This window comes from Segatella copri (assembly GCF_024330485.1).
Lineage (GTDB): Bacteria > Bacteroidota > Bacteroidia > Bacteroidales > Bacteroidaceae > Prevotella > Prevotella copri_L.
Window position 1 is genome coordinate 1 of the sequence record NZ_JANDWX010000039.1, and the last position, 18,612, is coordinate 18,612.

The 18,612-nt window shown below is 45.3% G+C and carries 17 protein-coding genes; 7 read left to right on the forward strand and 10 right to left on the reverse strand.

All coding sequences use genetic code 11. The annotated features are described in order from the left end of the window. The 4 genes from NNC77_RS14435 to NNC77_RS14450 all read left to right on the forward strand — a co-directional run. On the forward strand, positions 1-555 hold a 555-nt coding region (locus tag NNC77_RS14435; RefSeq protein ID WP_254971552.1), incomplete at its 5' end, for an IS3 family transposase. Positions 556-1,467: 912 nt separating this feature from the next. Continuing rightward, a complete protein-coding gene (locus NNC77_RS14440) occupies positions 1,468-1,611 on the forward strand; it encodes a hypothetical protein (RefSeq protein ID WP_153104192.1) in 144 nt (47 codons plus the stop codon). A 330-nt stretch (positions 1,612-1,941) separates the two neighbouring features. Beyond that, on the forward strand, positions 1,942-2,445 hold the full coding sequence (locus NNC77_RS14445; protein ID WP_228113673.1) for a hypothetical protein: 504 nt from the start codon (positions 1,942-1,944) through the stop codon (positions 2,443-2,445). A gap of 7 nt (positions 2,446-2,452) precedes the next feature. Then, entirely contained in the window at positions 2,453-3,481 is a 1,029-nt protein-coding gene (locus NNC77_RS14450; RefSeq protein ID WP_234563854.1) for a hypothetical protein, read from the forward strand. Between the two features lie 133 nt (positions 3,482-3,614). On the opposite strand, the gene NNC77_RS14455 is transcribed toward NNC77_RS14450, so the two are convergent. Beyond that, a complete protein-coding gene (locus tag NNC77_RS14455) occupies positions 3,615-4,037 on the reverse strand; it encodes a DUF4143 domain-containing protein (protein WP_228114848.1) in 423 nt (140 codons plus the stop codon). A 192-nt stretch (positions 4,038-4,229) separates the two neighbouring features. Here NNC77_RS14455 and NNC77_RS14460 point away from each other — a divergent pair, with 192 nt between their 5' ends. The 3 genes from NNC77_RS14460 (at position 4,230) to NNC77_RS14470 (ending at position 7,258) form a co-directional block, all read left to right on the forward strand. Continuing rightward, complete coding sequence (locus NNC77_RS14460; protein WP_218458977.1) at positions 4,230-5,525, forward strand: ATP-binding protein; 1,296 nt, start codon at positions 4,230-4,232, stop codon at positions 5,523-5,525. Positions 5,526-5,724: 199 nt separating this feature from the next. Next, entirely contained in the window at positions 5,725-6,222 is a 498-nt protein-coding gene (locus NNC77_RS14465) for a hypothetical protein (protein WP_254971550.1), read from the forward strand. Between the two features lie 7 nt (positions 6,223-6,229). Next, entirely contained in the window at positions 6,230-7,258 is a 1,029-nt protein-coding gene (locus tag NNC77_RS14470) for a hypothetical protein (RefSeq protein ID WP_254971549.1), read from the forward strand. Positions 7,259-7,439: 181 nt separating this feature from the next. On the opposite strand, the gene NNC77_RS14475 is transcribed toward NNC77_RS14470, so the two are convergent. The 9 genes from NNC77_RS14475 to NNC77_RS14515 all read right to left on the reverse strand — a co-directional run bounded on the left by NNC77_RS14475 (position 7,440) and on the right by NNC77_RS14515 (position 18,318). After that, positions 7,440-9,614, reverse strand: coding sequence for a TonB-dependent receptor (locus NNC77_RS14475; RefSeq protein ID WP_254971548.1), 2,175 nt, complete (start codon positions 9,612-9,614; stop codon positions 7,440-7,442). A gap of 35 nt (positions 9,615-9,649) precedes the next feature. Continuing rightward, entirely contained in the window at positions 9,650-10,132 is a 483-nt protein-coding gene (locus NNC77_RS14480) for a calycin-like domain-containing protein (RefSeq protein ID WP_254971546.1), read from the reverse strand. A gap of 92 nt (positions 10,133-10,224) precedes the next feature. Continuing rightward, the gene (locus tag NNC77_RS14485; RefSeq protein WP_117729579.1) at positions 10,225-10,569 is read right to left on the reverse strand and encodes a DUF2149 domain-containing protein; all 345 of its coding nucleotides are present in this window, start codon (positions 10,567-10,569) and stop codon (positions 10,225-10,227) included. Positions 10,570-10,693: 124 nt separating this feature from the next. After that, positions 10,694-11,284 carry a MotA/TolQ/ExbB proton channel family protein gene (locus tag NNC77_RS14490; RefSeq protein ID WP_022120345.1) on the reverse strand — a complete coding sequence of 197 codons (591 nt, stop codon included), beginning with the start codon at positions 11,282-11,284 and terminating at the stop codon, positions 10,694-10,696. 52 nt (positions 11,285-11,336) lie between these two features. Beyond that, positions 11,337-12,032 carry a hypothetical protein gene (locus tag NNC77_RS14495; RefSeq protein ID WP_254971544.1) on the reverse strand — a complete coding sequence of 232 codons (696 nt, stop codon included), beginning with the start codon at positions 12,030-12,032 and terminating at the stop codon, positions 11,337-11,339. A gap of 65 nt (positions 12,033-12,097) precedes the next feature. Next, a complete protein-coding gene (locus tag NNC77_RS14500) occupies positions 12,098-16,453 on the reverse strand; it encodes a cobaltochelatase subunit CobN (protein ID WP_437183292.1) in 4,356 nt (1,451 codons plus the stop codon). Between the two features lie 290 nt (positions 16,454-16,743). Next, the gene (locus NNC77_RS14505; protein WP_022120342.1) at positions 16,744-17,097 is read right to left on the reverse strand and encodes a DUF2023 family protein; all 354 of its coding nucleotides are present in this window, start codon (positions 17,095-17,097) and stop codon (positions 16,744-16,746) included. An 81-nt stretch (positions 17,098-17,178) separates the two neighbouring features. Continuing rightward, positions 17,179-17,673: a flavodoxin FldA gene (gene fldA, locus NNC77_RS14510; RefSeq protein WP_117586565.1), complete on the reverse strand. Its 495-nt coding sequence runs from the start codon at positions 17,671-17,673 to the stop codon at positions 17,179-17,181. A gap of 198 nt (positions 17,674-17,871) precedes the next feature. Next, positions 17,872-18,318, reverse strand: a complete 447-nt coding sequence (locus NNC77_RS14515) for a PepSY-like domain-containing protein (protein WP_254986893.1) — start codon at positions 18,316-18,318, stop codon at positions 17,872-17,874. Positions 18,319-18,612 lie beyond the last annotated feature (294 nt).

Genomic DNA, 18,612 nt, shown 5'->3' on the forward strand with positions numbered 1-18,612 from the left:
ATTAAGGGAGTAGTTCCTACCCATCCGAACCAGATTTGGGCAAGTGACATCACCTATGTTGAAACCAATGAAGGTGTGTGCTATCTCTCGCTTATAACAGACCTGTATTCCCATAAAATCGTTGGATGGGCTGTTGGTCCAACATTAGAAACTGTATATCCATTAGAAGCGCTTAAAATGGCATATAAAAGCATTGATGAAGAAACTGCAAAAGGACTCATTCATCACTCTGACAGAGGAAGCCAGTATTGCAGTCAGAATTATGTATCTATCCTAAAAAGTCATGGCTCACAAATAAGTATGACTCAAACAGGAGATCCTTTGGAGAATGCTATAGCAGAACGTGCAAACGGCATTTTAAAAACAGAATGGCTTTATAGAATGACAATTCCTACTCGTAAAGTATGTAAGAAGGAACTGACCAGGATTATTGCGTTTTATAACGACGAAAGACCGCATATGAGTATCGGTAATCAAACACCATCAGTTGCACATACTCAAGTGGGGCCACAGCAGAAAATGTGGAAAAATCCTTGGGAAAATTCTTCTAATTAGTTGAAAATGTGTATCTTTGCATTTGAAAGAATATCATCACCGTAACCTTTCTAGGGATAGCTCCTTAAAAAGAGTAACCTAGTTAGGTATAATGGGTATTCGCTGACAACCCATATAGTGATAAAATTAAAAATGCGTAACCCATTTAGTGATAAGAAAAATAGATAGTAACAAATTTAGTTTAACCATCCTAAAGGTGACAACTTTTTCACGTATAAGACACACCCACATTTTTTTCAATCACCTATATATAGGGAATTCTGATGATTGGGTGAAGGGTATTAATAAATAAAGACATTAGTATCTAGTTAAAATTGGAACACTAATACTTAATATTAATAAGAAAAGTGTTTTTAGTCCGAATGATATTTTCGGACCAAAAACACTTATAATATCACATTTATCATTCTTCTAAAGTCATAGACATGGAACTTTACTTTTCAATTTTTGAGGTGGAAAGTATGAAGATATTGTCGCATTTGGGCTTTTGTGTATTGTATAGGACAATCTCTTCTGCTGCGAAATCTTCACGCCATCCGAAATCACAGACTACCTGCCTGATAATCCCCCTACTGCCGAATGTCCCTTCTGCCATACCGACTCCGTAATAGGTGATGCCTTCAGCTTCCCTATCACCAAGGATTTCTTGAAGAAAATGAAGAAGAGATGGTTCTAGGCAAAATAAGGAAAATCGCCCTAATCCCTAAATTTATACCTATTTTGAGGATTACAATCCCAAAAAACATAGTGATTTTTGGGATTAGGCGATTTTTCAACGTTTTCATCTATCTTCCTCCCCTATCTCATGGGGGCAGTTTCTTCTCGAGTATCTGAGCAGTTCTGAATTAGTTGAAGAAGGTTATGCCACTTGGCTGTTCCAAAGTAGTGCGCTAGAAGGACCTAGTAAAAAACATGGTATCATCAGTATCAAACCTCTCGGCAATTCCTTGTATCAATATTTACGACAGGGGTAACAAGGCTCAAAACAAAGTAAAGGTCATCATAGATGGAACAACCATCAAATTCGGCAAGGTGGAACAACTTACCAAATTCTAATGGTTGACATCATTTAAATAATCAAGCGAGGGTGTGCCATAAGTTTATGATTCACCCTCTTCTTGTTGTTGAAGTTGTTGAAAGAGATAGGATATGTTGTTGGAAAAGATAGGATATGTAGTTGAGATAGTTAGTATCTTCGGTCGCACAACAGCTGTTGTGCGCTTGCATAACAGCTGATATGCGCATGCACAACACCTGTTGTGCATGCGGTGGTCAACTGTTATGCACCAACTATTATCCAGACTTATGACACACCCTCGTTTTTTTTTTGAAATTTTCCCTCAATATTACTATATTATAAAGGTATAACCAAAAAGAAAGAATAAAATGGCAAATAAAATGTCTTTATGTATTATCAAATACACCTATACTCAATACGCAGGGGTGGATATCGAAAAATATACTCGAGGACTATTCGAGTATGTGAAGGAAGCGTTTGGGGAGTTTCGACCACAAATGTCAGAGCCTGGAACTATACCTGATATGCCAGATTATCTGGATATCGTGCTCTGCAAAAAGGATGGAAGTATCTTCTACGAAATGGATATCCAAAGACGTGCCATCAACATCCCGCATGATTGTCAAATGGATGGATTAGTATTGGAAATCTTTATCCAGAACTGCGATGGCACGAGATACAAAAAAAGACATGCATATCCCAAGCCTTGGTGGAACCATAAAGCTAACGGCAAGTCGGACATGAGAAAACTGAAAATTCATAAAACTATCACCAAAAGGAATCTTAACAATCAAGAAGGCAAAGACTCTGAAGGCATCAGAATACCTGAACTTAGATCTCAGATTCTCAAGTTTCATAAATTCTTAAGATAACCATCCCATGACATACGAAGAATTCAAGCATTTGGCTGAGCATCCACAGCATCGGGATGTTCCTGCCATCTTCAAGCTCGAAGTTTTAGAAACGGAAGAGTTGGAGGAGAAGAAGCGTTCACATTATCCGAAATATAAGGTGAACACCTATTGTCCGCAAGCCTTCACTACAACTTTGGAGGAGGCAGAGAGACTGATGCACCAGGATGTCCTTTACCGCAAGAAGATGAAGGAGGAAGACGACTATCCGCTGGATACCTTCTGCTATTATATCTTGGAGATTCCGATGGGACTGTTGCACTACGACCGCGAATGTCTTTCTGAAAGAGTGTATGACGGTGAAGGAAAACTGATCGACCGGTCTTACTGCTGTTCGCGTTTCAGCATTTACTATCCCGGAGTCTGCGATTTGCCTGCATACAACCATCATCCTGACGAGACCTTCCGAGGCAGAAACGCAGAACAGATTAGATTCAAGAAGGGTGACATCGTAGAAGTATATCGTGGCGATGAGGTAAAACTTGCCATCGTTGTCGGAACTCCGCTTACCACCGAATGGATCTGGGAGAGAAACCAGGCTGCCAAGGATAAAAGGGGATTGGATGAACTGCCATATGATGAGACGGATGACAGCTATACCGTGATAGATGGTCCCAGCTACGAATACCACGACCACGTTCCGTCGCTGTATGTCTTCGCCCCTCACTATCATGTGCCGCTCTATCTTCAGAGACGATTCAAGGGTTATTTGGAAAAGGCTGAGAAAAAGCAGAAAGAAGAGGAGGAGAAAGACAGGATCTTCCGCCAGGCTCACGATTGCTGCTTCAGCAACAAGGAACAGATAGAGAAGTCAGAAAAGTGCGGCTGCTTCAGCTGTTGCGAAATCTTCACGCCATCCGAAATCACAGATTACCTCCCTGATGAGCCGCCTACAGCCGAATGTCCCTTCTGCCATATCGACTCCGTAATAGGTGATGCCTCCGGCTTCCCTATCACCAAGGATTTCTTGAAGAAAATGAAGAAGAAATATTTCTAGGGCGATTTTTCAACGTTTTCATCTACATTCTCCCCTATCTCATAGGGGCAGTATCAGTTTCCAAAACGGACATTAAAAATGCGATAGCACCGCCCTAACTACCTGTTTTTATACAGTTAGAGGGGTGCTATCGCTAAAATTCGAGACCATTTACCGCATAGAGCGGTACGTTTGTAACCCAATCTTCCTGCTGATAATCATTCATGGAGATGCGATAGGCCTTCTTTGACTGGTTGTCTGCAACAAACTGGCGCAGGCTCTTTGCCTTGACATTCGTCTCGGCTTTCACCTCCAGCGGAACAATCTCGTCCTCCTCACCCTGGAGCAGAAAATCAATCTCCTGAGTACTGTTGGTCTTGGCATAATAATACGGTTCATACCTGAGAACGAGCTGCTGCAAAACATACTGTTCCGTCAACGCCCCTTTAAACTCGGTAAAAATACTGTTGCCGTCCACTACTGTCGTTGCCTTGAGATTAGACATCGCACCTAGAAGCCCGACATCCAGGACGAAAATCTTGAAGACCGCCCGGTCTTCATAACTGACAAGTGGCAGTCGAGAAAAGGGACAGTATCAGTTTTGGAAACGGACATTAAAATACCGTTTACCGCAAAAATACAAAATAAAGTACAGCAAAAATACAAAGTAAAATACCGTTAAAACACAAAATAAAATACCACAAAAATACAAAATTATTTGTAGATTCCACTATTTATTACTATCTTTGCAAACAAAAACATATTGAACATGAAGTATTTAGATAGAATAGCAGACAGAATGCTCCGACTTCGTCTGGAAGCCTTTGGAGCAGTACAGATTGTTGGACCAAAATGGTGCGGAAAAACCACTACGGCCATGCAGCAGTCAAAGAGCGTAATCAAGATGCAAGATCCAGATAAGCGTGAAGGATATCTGGCGACGGCACGCACCAAACCATCCTTGCTGCTCAAAGGCGAAACACCACGACTGATAGACGAGTGGCAGGTAGCACCAGTTTTATGGGATGCTGTTCGGAATACCGTAGATGAGCGAAAACAGAAAGGTCAGTTTATCTTAACCGGTTCTACAGTCGTCGAAGACAAAAACGGAGAAATCATGCATACGGGTACTGGTCGCATCTCCAAGATGCCCATGTATCCTATGAGCCTTTATGAGTCAAAGGAATCAACAGGCTCCATATCTTTACGTTTATTGTTTGATGACCCAGCTTACGATATTGATGGATTTCTGTCAGACATGACCGTGGAGAAACTGATTTTCGCTGCTTGCCGAGGCGGTTGGCCAGCATCACTGGACGTCACTTCGCAGGAGGCACAATTACTGATAGCACAGGATTACGTAAATGTGATTTGCGATGAAGATATATCGAGGGTAGATGGCGTAAGAAGACAGCCAGCTTTGGCTCGACTCATCATGCGTTCTTATGCCCGGAACATCTGCACCCTCGTCAAGAAATCCAAGATGTTGGCAGACATCACGGTAGAAATGGAGAAAACGTCGATGCCAACATTTGATGATTATGTTTCTGCCCTGCAACGATTGTTTGTCATAGAAGATGTGGAGGCATGGTGTCCGGCAATCCGCTCAGCCGCTGCAATCCGTTCGGGAGCCAAGCGTTGCTTTGTAGATCCTTCCATAGCTGTTGCTGCTTTGGGTATGTCACCAAGAAATCTGGAATTAGACCTTCGAACCTTTGGTTTCATATTCGAGTGTATGTGCATTCGCGACCTGAAGGTATATTCGCAAGCCTTGGGAGGTAGAGTCTCTTACTATCACGACCGCTATGACCTGGAGGCAGACATCGTGCTTCATCTTGCAGATGGCCGCTATGCCTTGATAGAATGCAAGTTGGGTAGTCGGGAGATAGAAGATGGTGCCAAGCATCTCCTGCAACTACGGGATTTGATTCGTGAGAAGAACAAGACAGAGCATCAGATGCCACTCAGAGAGCCAGACCTGCTGATTGTCATGACAGGAGGCGAAATGGCTTATACCAGGGAAGATGGAGTAAAGGTTATACCTTTGGCTACATTAAAAGACTAAGAAAAGGGCACTCATCCTTACCTCACTTAGGATACCACCGCCCTAACTACCTTTTTTAACATAGTTAGGGCGGACTTATAAGCCGCTAATTCAATAATCAAGCGCCAATACTTTTTTTTCAAAATATTGGCGCTTTTTTTTTGAAATTTTCCCTTCATATTACTATATTATAAAGGTATAACCAAAAAGAAAGAATAAAATGGCAAATAAAATGTCTTTATGTATTATCAAATACACCTATACTCGATATGTAGGGGTGGATATCGAAAAATATACTCGGGGACTATTCGAGTATGTGAAGGAAGAGTTTGGGGAGTTTCGACCACAAATGTCAGAGCCTGGAACTATACCTGATATGCCAGACTATCTGGACATCGTGCTCTGCAAGAAGGATGGCAGCATCTTCTACGAAAGCGACATTCTGCGCCGTGCCGTCAACATCCCGCATGATTGTCAAATGGATGGATTAGTATTGGAAATCTTTATCCAGAACTGCGATGGCACGAGATACAAAAAAAGACATGCATATCCCAAGCCTTGGGAGAACCATAAAGCTAACGGCAAGTCGGACATGAGAAAACTGAAAATTCATAAAACTATCAGCAAAAGGAATCTTAACAATCAAGAAGGCAAAGACTCTGAAGGTATCAGAATACCTGAACTTAGCCCCAAGATTGACCTTAACTTCTTAAAATAACCATCCCATGACATACGAAGAATTCAAGCATTTGGCTGAGCATCCACAGCATCGGGATGTTCCTGCCATCTTCAAGCTCGAAGTTTTAGAAACGGAAGAGCTGGAGGAGAAAAAGCGTTCACACTATCCGAAATATAAGGTGAACACCTATTGTCCGCAAGCCTTCGCCACAACTTTGGAGGAGGCAGAGAGACTGATGCACCAGGATATCCAGTACCGCAAAAAGATGAAGGAGGAAGACGACTATCCGCTGGATACCTTCTGCTATTATATCTCAGAAATTCCGCTGGGACTGTTGCACTACGACCGCGAATGTCTTTCTGAAAGAGTGTATGACGGTGAGGGAAAACAGATCGACCGGTCTTACTGCTGTTCGCGTTTCAGCATTTACTATCCCGGAGTCTGCGATTTGCCTGCATACGACCGTCATCCTGACGAGACATTCCGAGGCAGAAGCGCTGAACAGATCAGATTCCAGAAAGGTGACATCGTGGAAGTATATCGGGGCAATGAGGTGAGACTTGCCATCGTTGTCGGAACTCCGCTTACCACCGAATGGATCTGGGAGAGAAACCAGGCAGCCAAGGATAAAAGGGGATTGGATGAACTGCCATATGATGAGACGGATGACAGCTATACCGTGATAGATGGTTCCGGCTACGAATACCACGACCATGTTCCGTCACTGTATGTCTTCGCCCCTCACTATCATGTGCCGCTCTATCTTCAAAGACGATTCAAGGGTTATCTGGAGAAGGCTGAGAAAAAGCAGAAAGAAGAGGAGGAGAAAGACAGGATCTTCCGCCAGGCTCACGATTGCAGCTTCAGCAACAAGGAACAGATAGAGAAGTCTGAAAAGTGCGGCTGCTTCTTCTGCGGCGAAATCTTCTCGCCATCCGAAATCACGGATTACCTCCCTGATGAGCCGCCTACAGCCGAATGTCCCTTCTGCCATACCGACTCCGTAATAGGTGATGCCTCCGGCTTCCCTATCACCAAGGATTTCTTGAAGAAAATGAAGAAGAAATATTTCTAGGGCGATTTTTCAACGTTTTCATCTACATTCTCCCCTATCTCATAGGGGCAGTATCAGTTTTGAAAACGGACATAAAAAAAATGCGATAGCACCGCCCTAACTACCTGTTTTCATACAGTTAGAGGGGTGCTATTAATAAAAAAGAAGCAGGATGGAAGACTGGTCCACCCTGCTATTTTTATTAGAATACCTTTACGAAACGGTCGATATCGATAGAAAGACCTACTGAGAAGGTGCGGCCGGTGGTCATCGCAGAACTCCAATAATAGTTCTTTGGCGTATAACCGAAAAGATTATCTACCGTAAAGTTCAGATTGACGGCATCCAGGAATCGCTGTTGAAGCGTGAACTTCCACAACTGATAACTGCTGTCATGCTTCTTGATGTTCGTATCAGGAGCAGACAGGTATCTGCCTGACAGAGCGGCATTGATGCGATAGAACGAACAGAGCTGGCGATCGTAGTCGAGACGCCAGGTAGCTGAATGCGGACGAGGCTGGGAGAACTGGGAATCTACGCTTCTGCCACCCACATGGAGATAACTGTAGTCGAGTTTCACACCGAGTCCCATATCCGAACGGTACTGGGCACTGAAGTCGATGCCGCTCACCTCTACTCCATCCTCGTTGCAATAACGGGAAGCCACATCCGGCTGACCGGTTCCCGGGATATAATCGGCATAATCCTCGGTAGTGATGCGCTTATCATACTTATTATAATAGCCCATCAGGGTAAGACTATACTGACCGGTAAAGAAGCCAGCATTCTTCACCCTTCCGGTATGCTCCAGCGCCAGGTTGTAGTTGTTGCTCTTCTCCGGCTTCAGATCCGGATTACCGTAAATCATCTGCATACCTGCCATATCAAAGTTCATATACATCTCCTTGAGGGTTGGGGCACGGAATCCACCGGCATAGTTGGCACGGATGGAGAAACCCTTCCACTTGGTCATCAGAGCCAGACGACCGGTAGTAGCATGCTGGCTGGATGCAGAGAAGTAATCATGACGAAGACTTGCCACGATGTTCAACCACTGCAAAGGATTGTAATCGAACTGGGCGAAGGCATCACATGAATTCTGATTCTTTGATTCATTATCCTCAAACTGATAGGTGGTAAGATAATCGTTCAGGAAATCTGCACCTACCGTCAATGTATTCTTGCCGAAGATATGGGAATAGAGGGCACGGACGGTGTTCTGACGGTTGGTATAATCGTGGTCGTGAGTACGCTCATCATTCACATATCGAGCCTTGTCATACTGGTCGAAGCCGTAAGAAATCTCCAGATTATCATTCTCCGAAAGATTCATCACGGTCTTCAGTCCGGCAGAATAATCCATGTAATGATCATCATAGTTGCTGCGCTTGCTGATACGATTGAAATAACCGCCACGACCTATCAGTTTTACCTTATCAGAGAACTTGTAGGTAAGACGCTCCTTCACATTGAAGGTCTCTCCACCATAGATATGGAGGATGTTGGATTCTGTATCGAAAGGACTGGTGAGCTGAACCTCATCCGATGTGGTGCGTTGGATGCTGGTCTGCGAATTCCATTTTCCTGCATTGAAACTGAAGCTTCCACCGTGGCGCCACTCCTTGTTGAAGTCGTTGTAGCGGGTATTGACATTGGCAGTCCAAGGCTCGCTGTTTTCACGGGAGATGATGTTGACTACTCCGGCTACGGCATTGGCGCCATAGAGCGCTGAAGCAGCACCCTTTACTATCTCGATACGTCCTACATTATCCAAGTTCAGACGACTATAATCTACATTATCCATGGTTTCGCCAGCCAATCGCTCGCCATCTACGAGGAAGAGCACGGCGTTTCCACCGAAACCATTCATGTTGAGAGAAGTCTCCTGATTCATGGCATAGCCGAATTCCAGACCCGGCATCTGCTCGGTGAGGAGGTCCTGGATATTGGTAGCATCAGCTATCTTGATATCATTGGCGGTAATCAGACGGGTTACCACAGGAGCATCCTTCAGCGCCTTTGGAGTACGGGTAGCAGTTACTACCACCTGATCGAGCGCAGTAGCATCCGGCTGAAGACGCAAGACATGCTGCGCCCCTTTTCTCTCATCCGCCTTCAGTACGAAAGTCTGAGTCTGATAGCCCACAAAACTCACCTTCACTCTCACCGCTCCATCCTTGCTGTAAGGAATGCGGAAATATCCGTCTTCATCAGTTGTTACCCCACCCTTTGCATGCAAAATCTGGACGGTAGCACCCGCCAGAGGTGCGCCCGAATCATCGAGCACTCTACCCACGACATCGCCCTGGGTTTCGGCTTTCAGATTCAGGCACAATCCGCAAAGGATTAGGAATAGTGCGAATATCTTTTGTTTCATCGAATTATATCAAAGTTTATCCTGAAACAATCAGCTTACTTCTTACAAACAAACTTACCAATCATCGCCGCAGGCATCTTGCCATACTGCACGGAATAGTTGACGGTCAGGGTGTTGTCCTTGAATGTACCCTGCAAAGTAACGGTATACTTCTTCTCAGCACCATTTACGGTAACAGTACCGGAATAGTTTTCCTGAGAGAAAGCATAAGCACCGTTAGAACCTGAAACCTTCACAGTAGGAACCTCCAGGGCAGGAAGAGCCATCATGCCCTCGCCACAAGCTGGCAATGTAACCTTGACTGTAGCATCATCTACAGCTTCGAACTTCAGAGTAAGGTTTTCGTATGTAAAAGCCTGACCCATTACGGTCATGTCCAGAGTGCTGGTATATGAACCAGCTATCTCCTTGGCAGCTGCCACAGTATTATTATCATCATCACTGCTGCAAGAGCTGAATGCTACACACATAGAAACCAAAGCCAACATCATGGCCATCATTGTCTTAAACTTTTTCATTTTTCTTTATTTTTCTTTTAGTTACAATAATATTTATTCTGTTCAAGGGGATTTGTAATCCTCGCTAGTTCAAGGGGATTTGCAATCCCCGATTATTTATCTTCCGGAACATAGATGATTTCTCCATTCTCCAGCTGGTAAGCAATGCCTACCTTCTTTCCCTTGTTGCCCGACTTCTGGCTCTGGTCTTCAGAAGGAGTATAGCGATTGATCTTCTGTCCATCCTTGGTAATGATTTCCATATTCTCCTTGCCAGGGTTCTTCACCATCGTAAAGTTATCCTTGCTGAACATTTCCGTCATATTATAGCGCGAAACGAGTGCCACCATCAGGGCAAGGGCAAACACCATCGCCACATCGAAGAGGTTGCTCACTACGCTCATCGGATCATCATCCTCGCCATCATGTGCAAGCCTATTTCTGCGTCTCTGTCTCATAAATTATTTATCTTTAGTTTTTACCTTTAAAAGCCTTTTTTACCTTTTTACTTTTTTACTTTTTTACCTTTAAAAGCCTTTTTTACTTTTTTACCTTTTTACTTTTTTACCTTTAAAAGCCTTTTTACTTTTCCTCCAAAAGGTCTGCCATAAACTCGAGGTTGCTCATATCCTCAGTGTACCAGCGGTTCTTGGTCTGCTTGGTTACGAAACCGATGGCTGCAGAGAACAAGCCTACTACGGTGGTAGCGAAAGCCACCTGCATGTTGTAAGCCATCGAAGCAATATCACCGGTAGAAAGACCTACCAGGGCAGGACCCATCGGAATCAAGGTACCCATCAAACCGAGCATCGGACCCATCTTCAGGAGTGTAGAAGGAAGAGAAAGATCCTTCTCAACAAACTGGGCATACTGGTCGAGGATGCGGTTCACCTGCGCCTTGCTCTGACGGTTGTCCACGAGTTTCTTCATATAGGAAACGATGACAGCCTGCTTGTTCTTCGGCAAGCGATCGCCCAGGGTATCGATGTTATCGAGTGTCAGGGTGTTCATCTGTTCACGAATCTCCGCACCCGACTTGCGCTTTACAAGATACTGTCCGAAGAAACCTCCAAGGAGCAGCAAGGCTCTGAGGAAGAAGAAAATCAACAAAATAATCACAGGAACCAGCATGCCTGTGGAAATCCAAAACAATACGTCTGATATGTAATTCATCTTTTTTATAATGTTAAATGTTGAATGTTGAATGTTAAGTTGGCTTGCGCCTTTACAGTTTCTGTGATAAGCGCTGCATCTTGATGCGATAGCAGCCCCATCCTATCGCCATTCCTACGATGACGATGGCGATGACGCCGAGAAGCGAGAGGGCATCGAAACTGTTGAAGCCTGCCACGGCTGTCCTGCCATTCACTGTACCGATGATGCCCATCAATCCGAGCAGCACCTCTACCAGGAAGAGCAGTTCCAAGCGGATTGGTCGCTCCGGCAAGAGCCATCTCAAACCGTAGGTGAATACCGGAGTCAAAACCAGCAATACTACGGCAAGCACCCATGCCACAACCTGGAACGATACGCCGGGAAGCAGGAAGATGGTCATCACCAGAACACTGAACAGCACTGGGAAAACCAGCAAACCCGGGAAGTACTTCAGGAAGATGAAGAACACCCATTTGCGGCGGTCCACATGTTCCGAAGTCTTCAAATCTACGTGGTGCACACAGAAAAGCATCGTAAGTGCCACGTCGATACTCAGCAGCACCGCCATATCGAGCATCAGCTTCTGGTCGGCTATCCAAGCCGCAATCTGCGTCTTCGACTGCTCGATGGCAAATGGCCAGGTCATTCCCACGAAGAAGGCTACGAGCACCGAGATGATCATAATCTCCTTCACTCCGTGGAAGGTCTGCTTCAGCACAAAACTGAAGCAAACCAATATCATCATTACTAAAACTAATGTCTCCACTTTTTTTAAAAATGTTGAATGTTAAATGTTGAATGTTGAATTATTCTTCACTGTTAAGTGTTGAATTATTCTTCACTCATCATTTTGCGACGACGTCGCAAATATACTGCGAGCACAACGAACGCTACGATGACGATGACACCTACAACGATGCCGCTCACCACAGTGGTGGTCTTCTGAGCATCCTCATTCAGTGTCTCCTTCTTCATCACCATACCCTTGTCGCTGCTGTTCTTCGCAGCCTCAGCATCGCGGATTTGCTCTACATTCTGCTGATATTCCTTGGCAGAAGCAGCATCGGTCTTGCTAGCGATATAGTTGCGCAGCTTGGCATTGTCGCAAACAAAACCGGAGCATGAAGGCTTATACTTGTTCACGGTCTCGGTATGGAGCTTGGCGATGTCCTTGAGCTGCTGAGGAGTAGCCTTCCACATTCCCTTGCGGGCACTCTCCATCATCACGGCGGTCATCTCCATCAGCGCTGCCGGATTCTGCTTATCGAAGAACTCCTTGGTGCCGAGATTGTACTTGTCCTTGACATATACATTATATATCTCGTCCCACATCTCCTTGTCGATTGCCTTTGGCTTCATCACATTCCAACCGTAGGTATTGGTTACGATTTCAGCGAATGTGCTGGCACTGCTGGCTCCACCCTTCATCTTCTCCTTGATATAGGCTGGATTGAAGATGGTGGTTCTGCCCTCGATACCGATAGCCTCCTTCACCTCCTGCATTCTCATATTGCTATGGTTGCGATAGTCGGCGAGATAAGCATCCGGATCCTTACCGGTTACGTTGCGCACTGCGAGGTTCATACCTCCCATAAACTCATATACGTGGTCGAGACTCAAGGCACCCCAGGTGTTGCTCTGTCGTGGCTGAACTACCACATCAGTACGGGTCAGCGCTGCCTCGAAAGCAGCCTTGCGAACAGTCTCCCAGTTCTTCTCATCACCGTAGAAGGCACCCATATTGTTCAGATAGACCTCGGCAATCTGACTCTCCTTATCCCAGCGGTCGCCTGCGGTTACCATCTCCTGGATACCGGTACCATAGTTGCCGTTTACGCCACCAAACACTCGATACATACTTACCTCGCGTGCCTCCTTTGGCGACATGCCCTTCTCTACGAGCACTCGTTCCGATTCGGTAACACCGGCTTTCACCAGATTGTCGTACTTGTCACCCTTGGCATTTGCCGCCATCTCTATCGCCTTGTTGATGAGGAAGAGACGGGATGCTGCCAGGTCGCGGAGCTGACCGGAAGTCTGAACCACGACATCGATGCGAGGACGGCCCAACTGCTTGGATGGGATGAGACGCAGATCGGTAACACGGCCGAAGGCATCTCTTACCGGTTCTACACCGAGCATATAGAGAATCTGAGCGATGGTAGCACCCTCTGTTTCGATAAACTCGCTACTCCAGAGCGTGTAACTCACCTTGCGAGGATATTCACCCTTATGTCGCTCACAATACATCTTGATGGTATTGTCGCAAAGTTCCTTTGCCTTCTCCCAGGCATCCTCCGAAGGTGTATTCTCCACATTGATGGAGAAGAGGTTTCTACCAGTAGGCAGGGTGTTTGGATTCACAATCAGATCACCACCAGGAGATGGGGCGGTGAAGCCGCCATTCAGGGCATTCATCAGAGAAGACATCTCGTTGAGCGGACTCTGACGGAGCGCCTCCGAATACTTGCCCACATTCTGCAAGGCATGCTCTACGGTAGTAATCGCCTGAGCCAGATGAATCTGCTGACGGGTATATTTAGGTGCTTTCGACATCATCATACCCTTATCTTTAGAAGATTTTTGAGACGCCTTGCCGGCTTTCGCCATCTTCGCCTTCTTCAAATCCTCCTGATACCATTTCTGTCCCTTCTTGATGGCTTCCATCATCTTGTCAGGGAAGTGACCGGTCTGCTCCATCTTCTCAAAAGCCTCACGACTCATCTGCGGAATCTTCTTCTTATGAGAAACCTTGGCAGCACGGAGTTCGCTTACCGTACGGTGATCCACCCTCTTCGGCTTCGCCTCCTTCGCTCCACCCATCTGGTCTGCCATCTGCATCATCATCTGGATAGGATCCGGAGCAGCCTGCATCGCCTCAACCTTACGCGCCATCTGGAGTTCGGCAGGAGTGATTCCTACATAACGGCAGATGTATTCATCAGAAACCGAGGCTGAACCCAGAAGCTGGGTCACGGTATTGCGTGCCTTGCTCAGATAGAGACGGTCGAAAAGCTGTTTGTGCTTCTCCACACCCTCCTGGGCACGACCTTTCAGTTTATCTACTGCCAGCATTCCGTAGGCAATAGGATCTGTAGCCATCGCATAGACACTGGTGCGGACATCATCGTTATCGTATGGCACACCCAGAGTATAGAGCTTGCCGGTAATCTTCTCGTTTGCCAACTCTTCCGCAAAGTTCTCTACTCTCGCAATTTCATCTGCAGAATAAGGCTTGTTCATCTGCTTGGCATCGAGTCCCAGTTCACGGGCGATTCCCATCTTCACGGTCAGCGCCTTCACCTTGAGCGACTGTTCGGCAGATGCCTTCTTCTCGTATGACTGGATGGCATCACTCAACTGCTTATAGGTCTGTCGCAACTCGCTCTCCTTGAAAGGAGGAGTGAGATAGCTCTGGGTCTGGGCATAGGTGCGGCGCTTGGCAATCATCGCCTCGCCCACATTGCCGATGGTATATATATAAAGATGTGGAACCACACCAATCAATCGGTCACTCCAGTCGTTGCTGCCGAGTGCCACCTGCTTTCTAGGGGTATATTCCAGAGATCCGTGGGTTCCGAAATGGATGAGTGCATCGGCACTGAAACCATAACGAGCCCAGAGATAAGAGGCAACATAGGTGTAAGGAGGTGCCTGGTCGGTGCCATGCACAATCTTGAAGGAGTCGCCTCCCACGCCTGCCATCACCTGTGGAAGCAGGGCCACATTGCCAAACTGCAATCTTGCCACCGCCAACTTACCGTCATCGGTAGCCATATATTTGCCAGGGAAGGAACCATAGAGCTGATTCATCTCCTTGATCATCTTCTTAGACAAAGCCTTCTGGGTCCATCCGGCAAACTGCTGGGCGGTAACCAGGGCAGGATGTCCAGACTGGAGGAACTGGGTATAAGCACCCTCGGCATAGGTTCCGAAGACGGCACCCTGAGCCTGGATCATCTTTGCCAGTTCCTGAGGATTGGCAGGCAACTTGCCTACATTGTATCCCTCATTCTTCAAGCGAACCAGGAGATTGTAGAGCGATGGAACCACTTCCATTCCCGAAGCGGTAAGTGCATTCTGACCCGGACCCTTGAAGTAGAAGATGGCGATGCGCTTGCTGCTGTTCTTCTTGTTCTTCAGATTCACATAGCCCTGCACGCTCTCCACGAAACTCTCCATTCTGTCTGGGATGCCGTAAACCTCCTGCAAGCCCTCCTTGTTGATGCGCTGTCCGAAAACCACGTATGGACGGATAGCACCATCAATCTCCGGAGTCACGATACTCTGCGACATGAAACCGCCGTTCATTCCCTGCTTGTCGTTCTCCCAATCGGTGGTCAAGCGGTTGATATTAAGAGGTGAGAACAATGGAATATTCTTCTGCTTCAGGAACTCAACGAAGTAATCGCCCAGTCTGCCGTGCGCCATATTTACTACGGCATTCGCCTGAATACTGTCGGCATGATGACCGGCAATAAAGCTCTGCAGCTGGTTGATGCGATACACCATGAATCCCTTCTTCTCGAAAGCTTTCTCCATATCTGGAGCCGCACCCATAAAACCGGTGAGCAAGATGGTAGGAGCACCTTTCTTATATAAACCGTTCTTTGCCAGGAAGGCATTGTACTCACGGATGCTGTTGAAACCCAGTTCATCACCCTTCTCATCTTTCGGGTCAAAATGAGTCAGGAGATAGTTTGGTCGCTCATCCACACGTTCCGGTTCTGGAGCCATGAACTTCTTTCCGTCGATAAACTTGCGGATGTAAGCAAGCATACTGTGATAATTCTTCTTGCTGCCATTCTCGATGTACTGCATCAGATAATCTGCATCGAAGTTATCTACTGATACGATATTGTTGGCAGGGTTGGTAGCAGCATGAGTCAGGGTCGGCACCTTGTAGGAAGCCTCTTCCAACTGCTTGCGCTGGTTCTCGTCAATTCGGAGTCCCATACCATTCACGATAATCATATCGTAATCATCCAGATGATCGAAATCATCGGTTGTGATCTCACTCAGTTTAATCATCGCATTGTCGTTGGCATGCGAAATCTGTCCCAGCGCAATAGCCTGATAGTTGAGGAAAGCGATGCGGGTAGTACCCACCCAGGCAGAGTAAGCCTTCGCCAGACCTCCCAGAACAATCACAGCCAATAAGGCCAGGAAGATGTGTTTCTTTTTAATCTTTCTGATTTTTCCTAATCCTTTTTTCATATCTATTCCTTTTTTCGGGCTGCAAAGGTAAGGCTTATTTAGAAATTGTACAATACCGAGAAATTGTGATTTTCACATTTTTTATACTTAGAAGTTGGTATCAGGTTAAACGAATTGATATAGTCTGTACTAATAAATAAGTAGTGTTTTCAGGTTGAAGAAGATGGAAACGTTCAATGCAGAAAGAGCGTAATCACCATTACGGCAATCACGCTCTTTCTACTTATAAACATAAAACATTACGAAGATGAAAGAAAAGCTTAGCAAACCTTCTTCTTCCGCTCACAATAGCGTTCGCATTGGGCACAGATGTCATATCCCAGCATGGCACCCAAGATGAAATCCTCCTCCGGCGTAAGCTGGCACAACGGTTTGGTGATTATCATGCGGATAGCATCCAGACATTCTTTCTTACCAAAGAAGAGATTCAGACGGTCGTTGCCAACCGGCTGGATGATATAATCAATGTTCTGACGCTCTAATCTAGTTATGGCAAAAGACTCATATTTCTTGTTGAAGGTGTAGAGCACCAGGCGGCGCACGCCCTTCTTATATTCATATATATGATTCATCAGAACCTTCAAATCTACTGGTGTTGCGATTTCCTGCTGCATACTATCCGAATTTATCTGTTTTTAAACCAAGAATCAGAGAATTCCATCATTCTCCAATTCTTGAAAAATATTTTTATAAAATTATAACGCTGGCTTGATGTCCTCGAGCCAGGCATCGATACGTTCCTCTGTCTTGTCGTCCTCGTTCACCTCGTCGAGTGCGAGTCCCAGGAACTTGTCGCCATCGATTGCCTCACTGTCATCATAGGTGTATCCGTCTGTAGAAACACCAGGCAATACGGTAGCGCCAGCCTCAACGGCAGCATCGTAGAGTTCCTTCATGCCGCCACAGAATGTATCAGGGTAAGACTCGCTGTCGCCACAACCAAACAGGGCCACAGTCTTGCCAGCCAAGCCGGCACTCTTCAATGTCTTCACGCCATCATACCAATCATCCTGCATCTCACCGGCACCCCAGGTAGAAGTACCGAGAAGAAGATTCTCATGACTTGTGATAGTAGCGTCATCGATGTTAGCTACATCTACAGCTTCCACGCCCAACTTAGAGGCGATGGTTTCGGCAATCGACTGGCATGAGCCAGTAGAAGAGCCATAAATTACGATTGTTGTTTTCATTTGTCTATCTTACTTTTAGTTACATTTATTTTCGGGTGCAAAGATACATCCTTTTTCCATCATCTGCAATACCTAAAAATGATGGTTTCGCAGAAATACCTAAATATGGGGATAGATAAAAAGGTTTAGGACGATTCATACTAAAACTTTCTTAAATGCATAAGGGTGTGTCATAAATCCATGACACACCCTCTTCTGTTATTTGTCAATTTCAGCACGTATGAATATACCGTTATTGCTGTAATAGAGATCGTAGCCAGGAATATCAATTTCATATCCGCCAACCTCTTTTTCAATTTTATAAGGCTTCAAATCAGGATGCCTCTTTGCTATATCCTCAGCTATGACAGTAGGAATAATGCCTACAGGGATCTCAGAGTATTTGCACTCAACACTCGTCCACTCTCCCTTCTCATTAAACTCCACTTTAGAGCCATCACTGAGCAATACTTCATATTCCCAAAAGCCATTATCTTTCTCCTTTTCCACACGGCTGTATGATGCATCAGCAAAATATTGCTTTACAAACTGCTGTGCCGACATCGGCAATGCTGCATAATCAAACTCTTTCTCTTCACTGCTGCATGAAACTGAAAAAACTACAAGTAACATCGCAAAGAATGCAGTAATAAATGTTCGTTTCATTTTCATAATGTTATCATTTAAAATTACTATATTTATACCATAATCTCTAGAACCAATATCTATGATACAGATTCGAAATCTATCAGTCACAAATATAATAGTTTTACTTTAAACTACAATGATTTCAAACTCAAATTAACTATAATTCAATATTTTTTTATTTTTCCATTTGTTCTACTGCCATAGTTCTTAGTTGTTAGGCTTATTCAGGTTACAATAGATATTGCATAGATAGAAATTACAAGGTAGACTTTTAGGTTCGGTTTTTGAAAGCGAATCCTACTGGCAGTGATG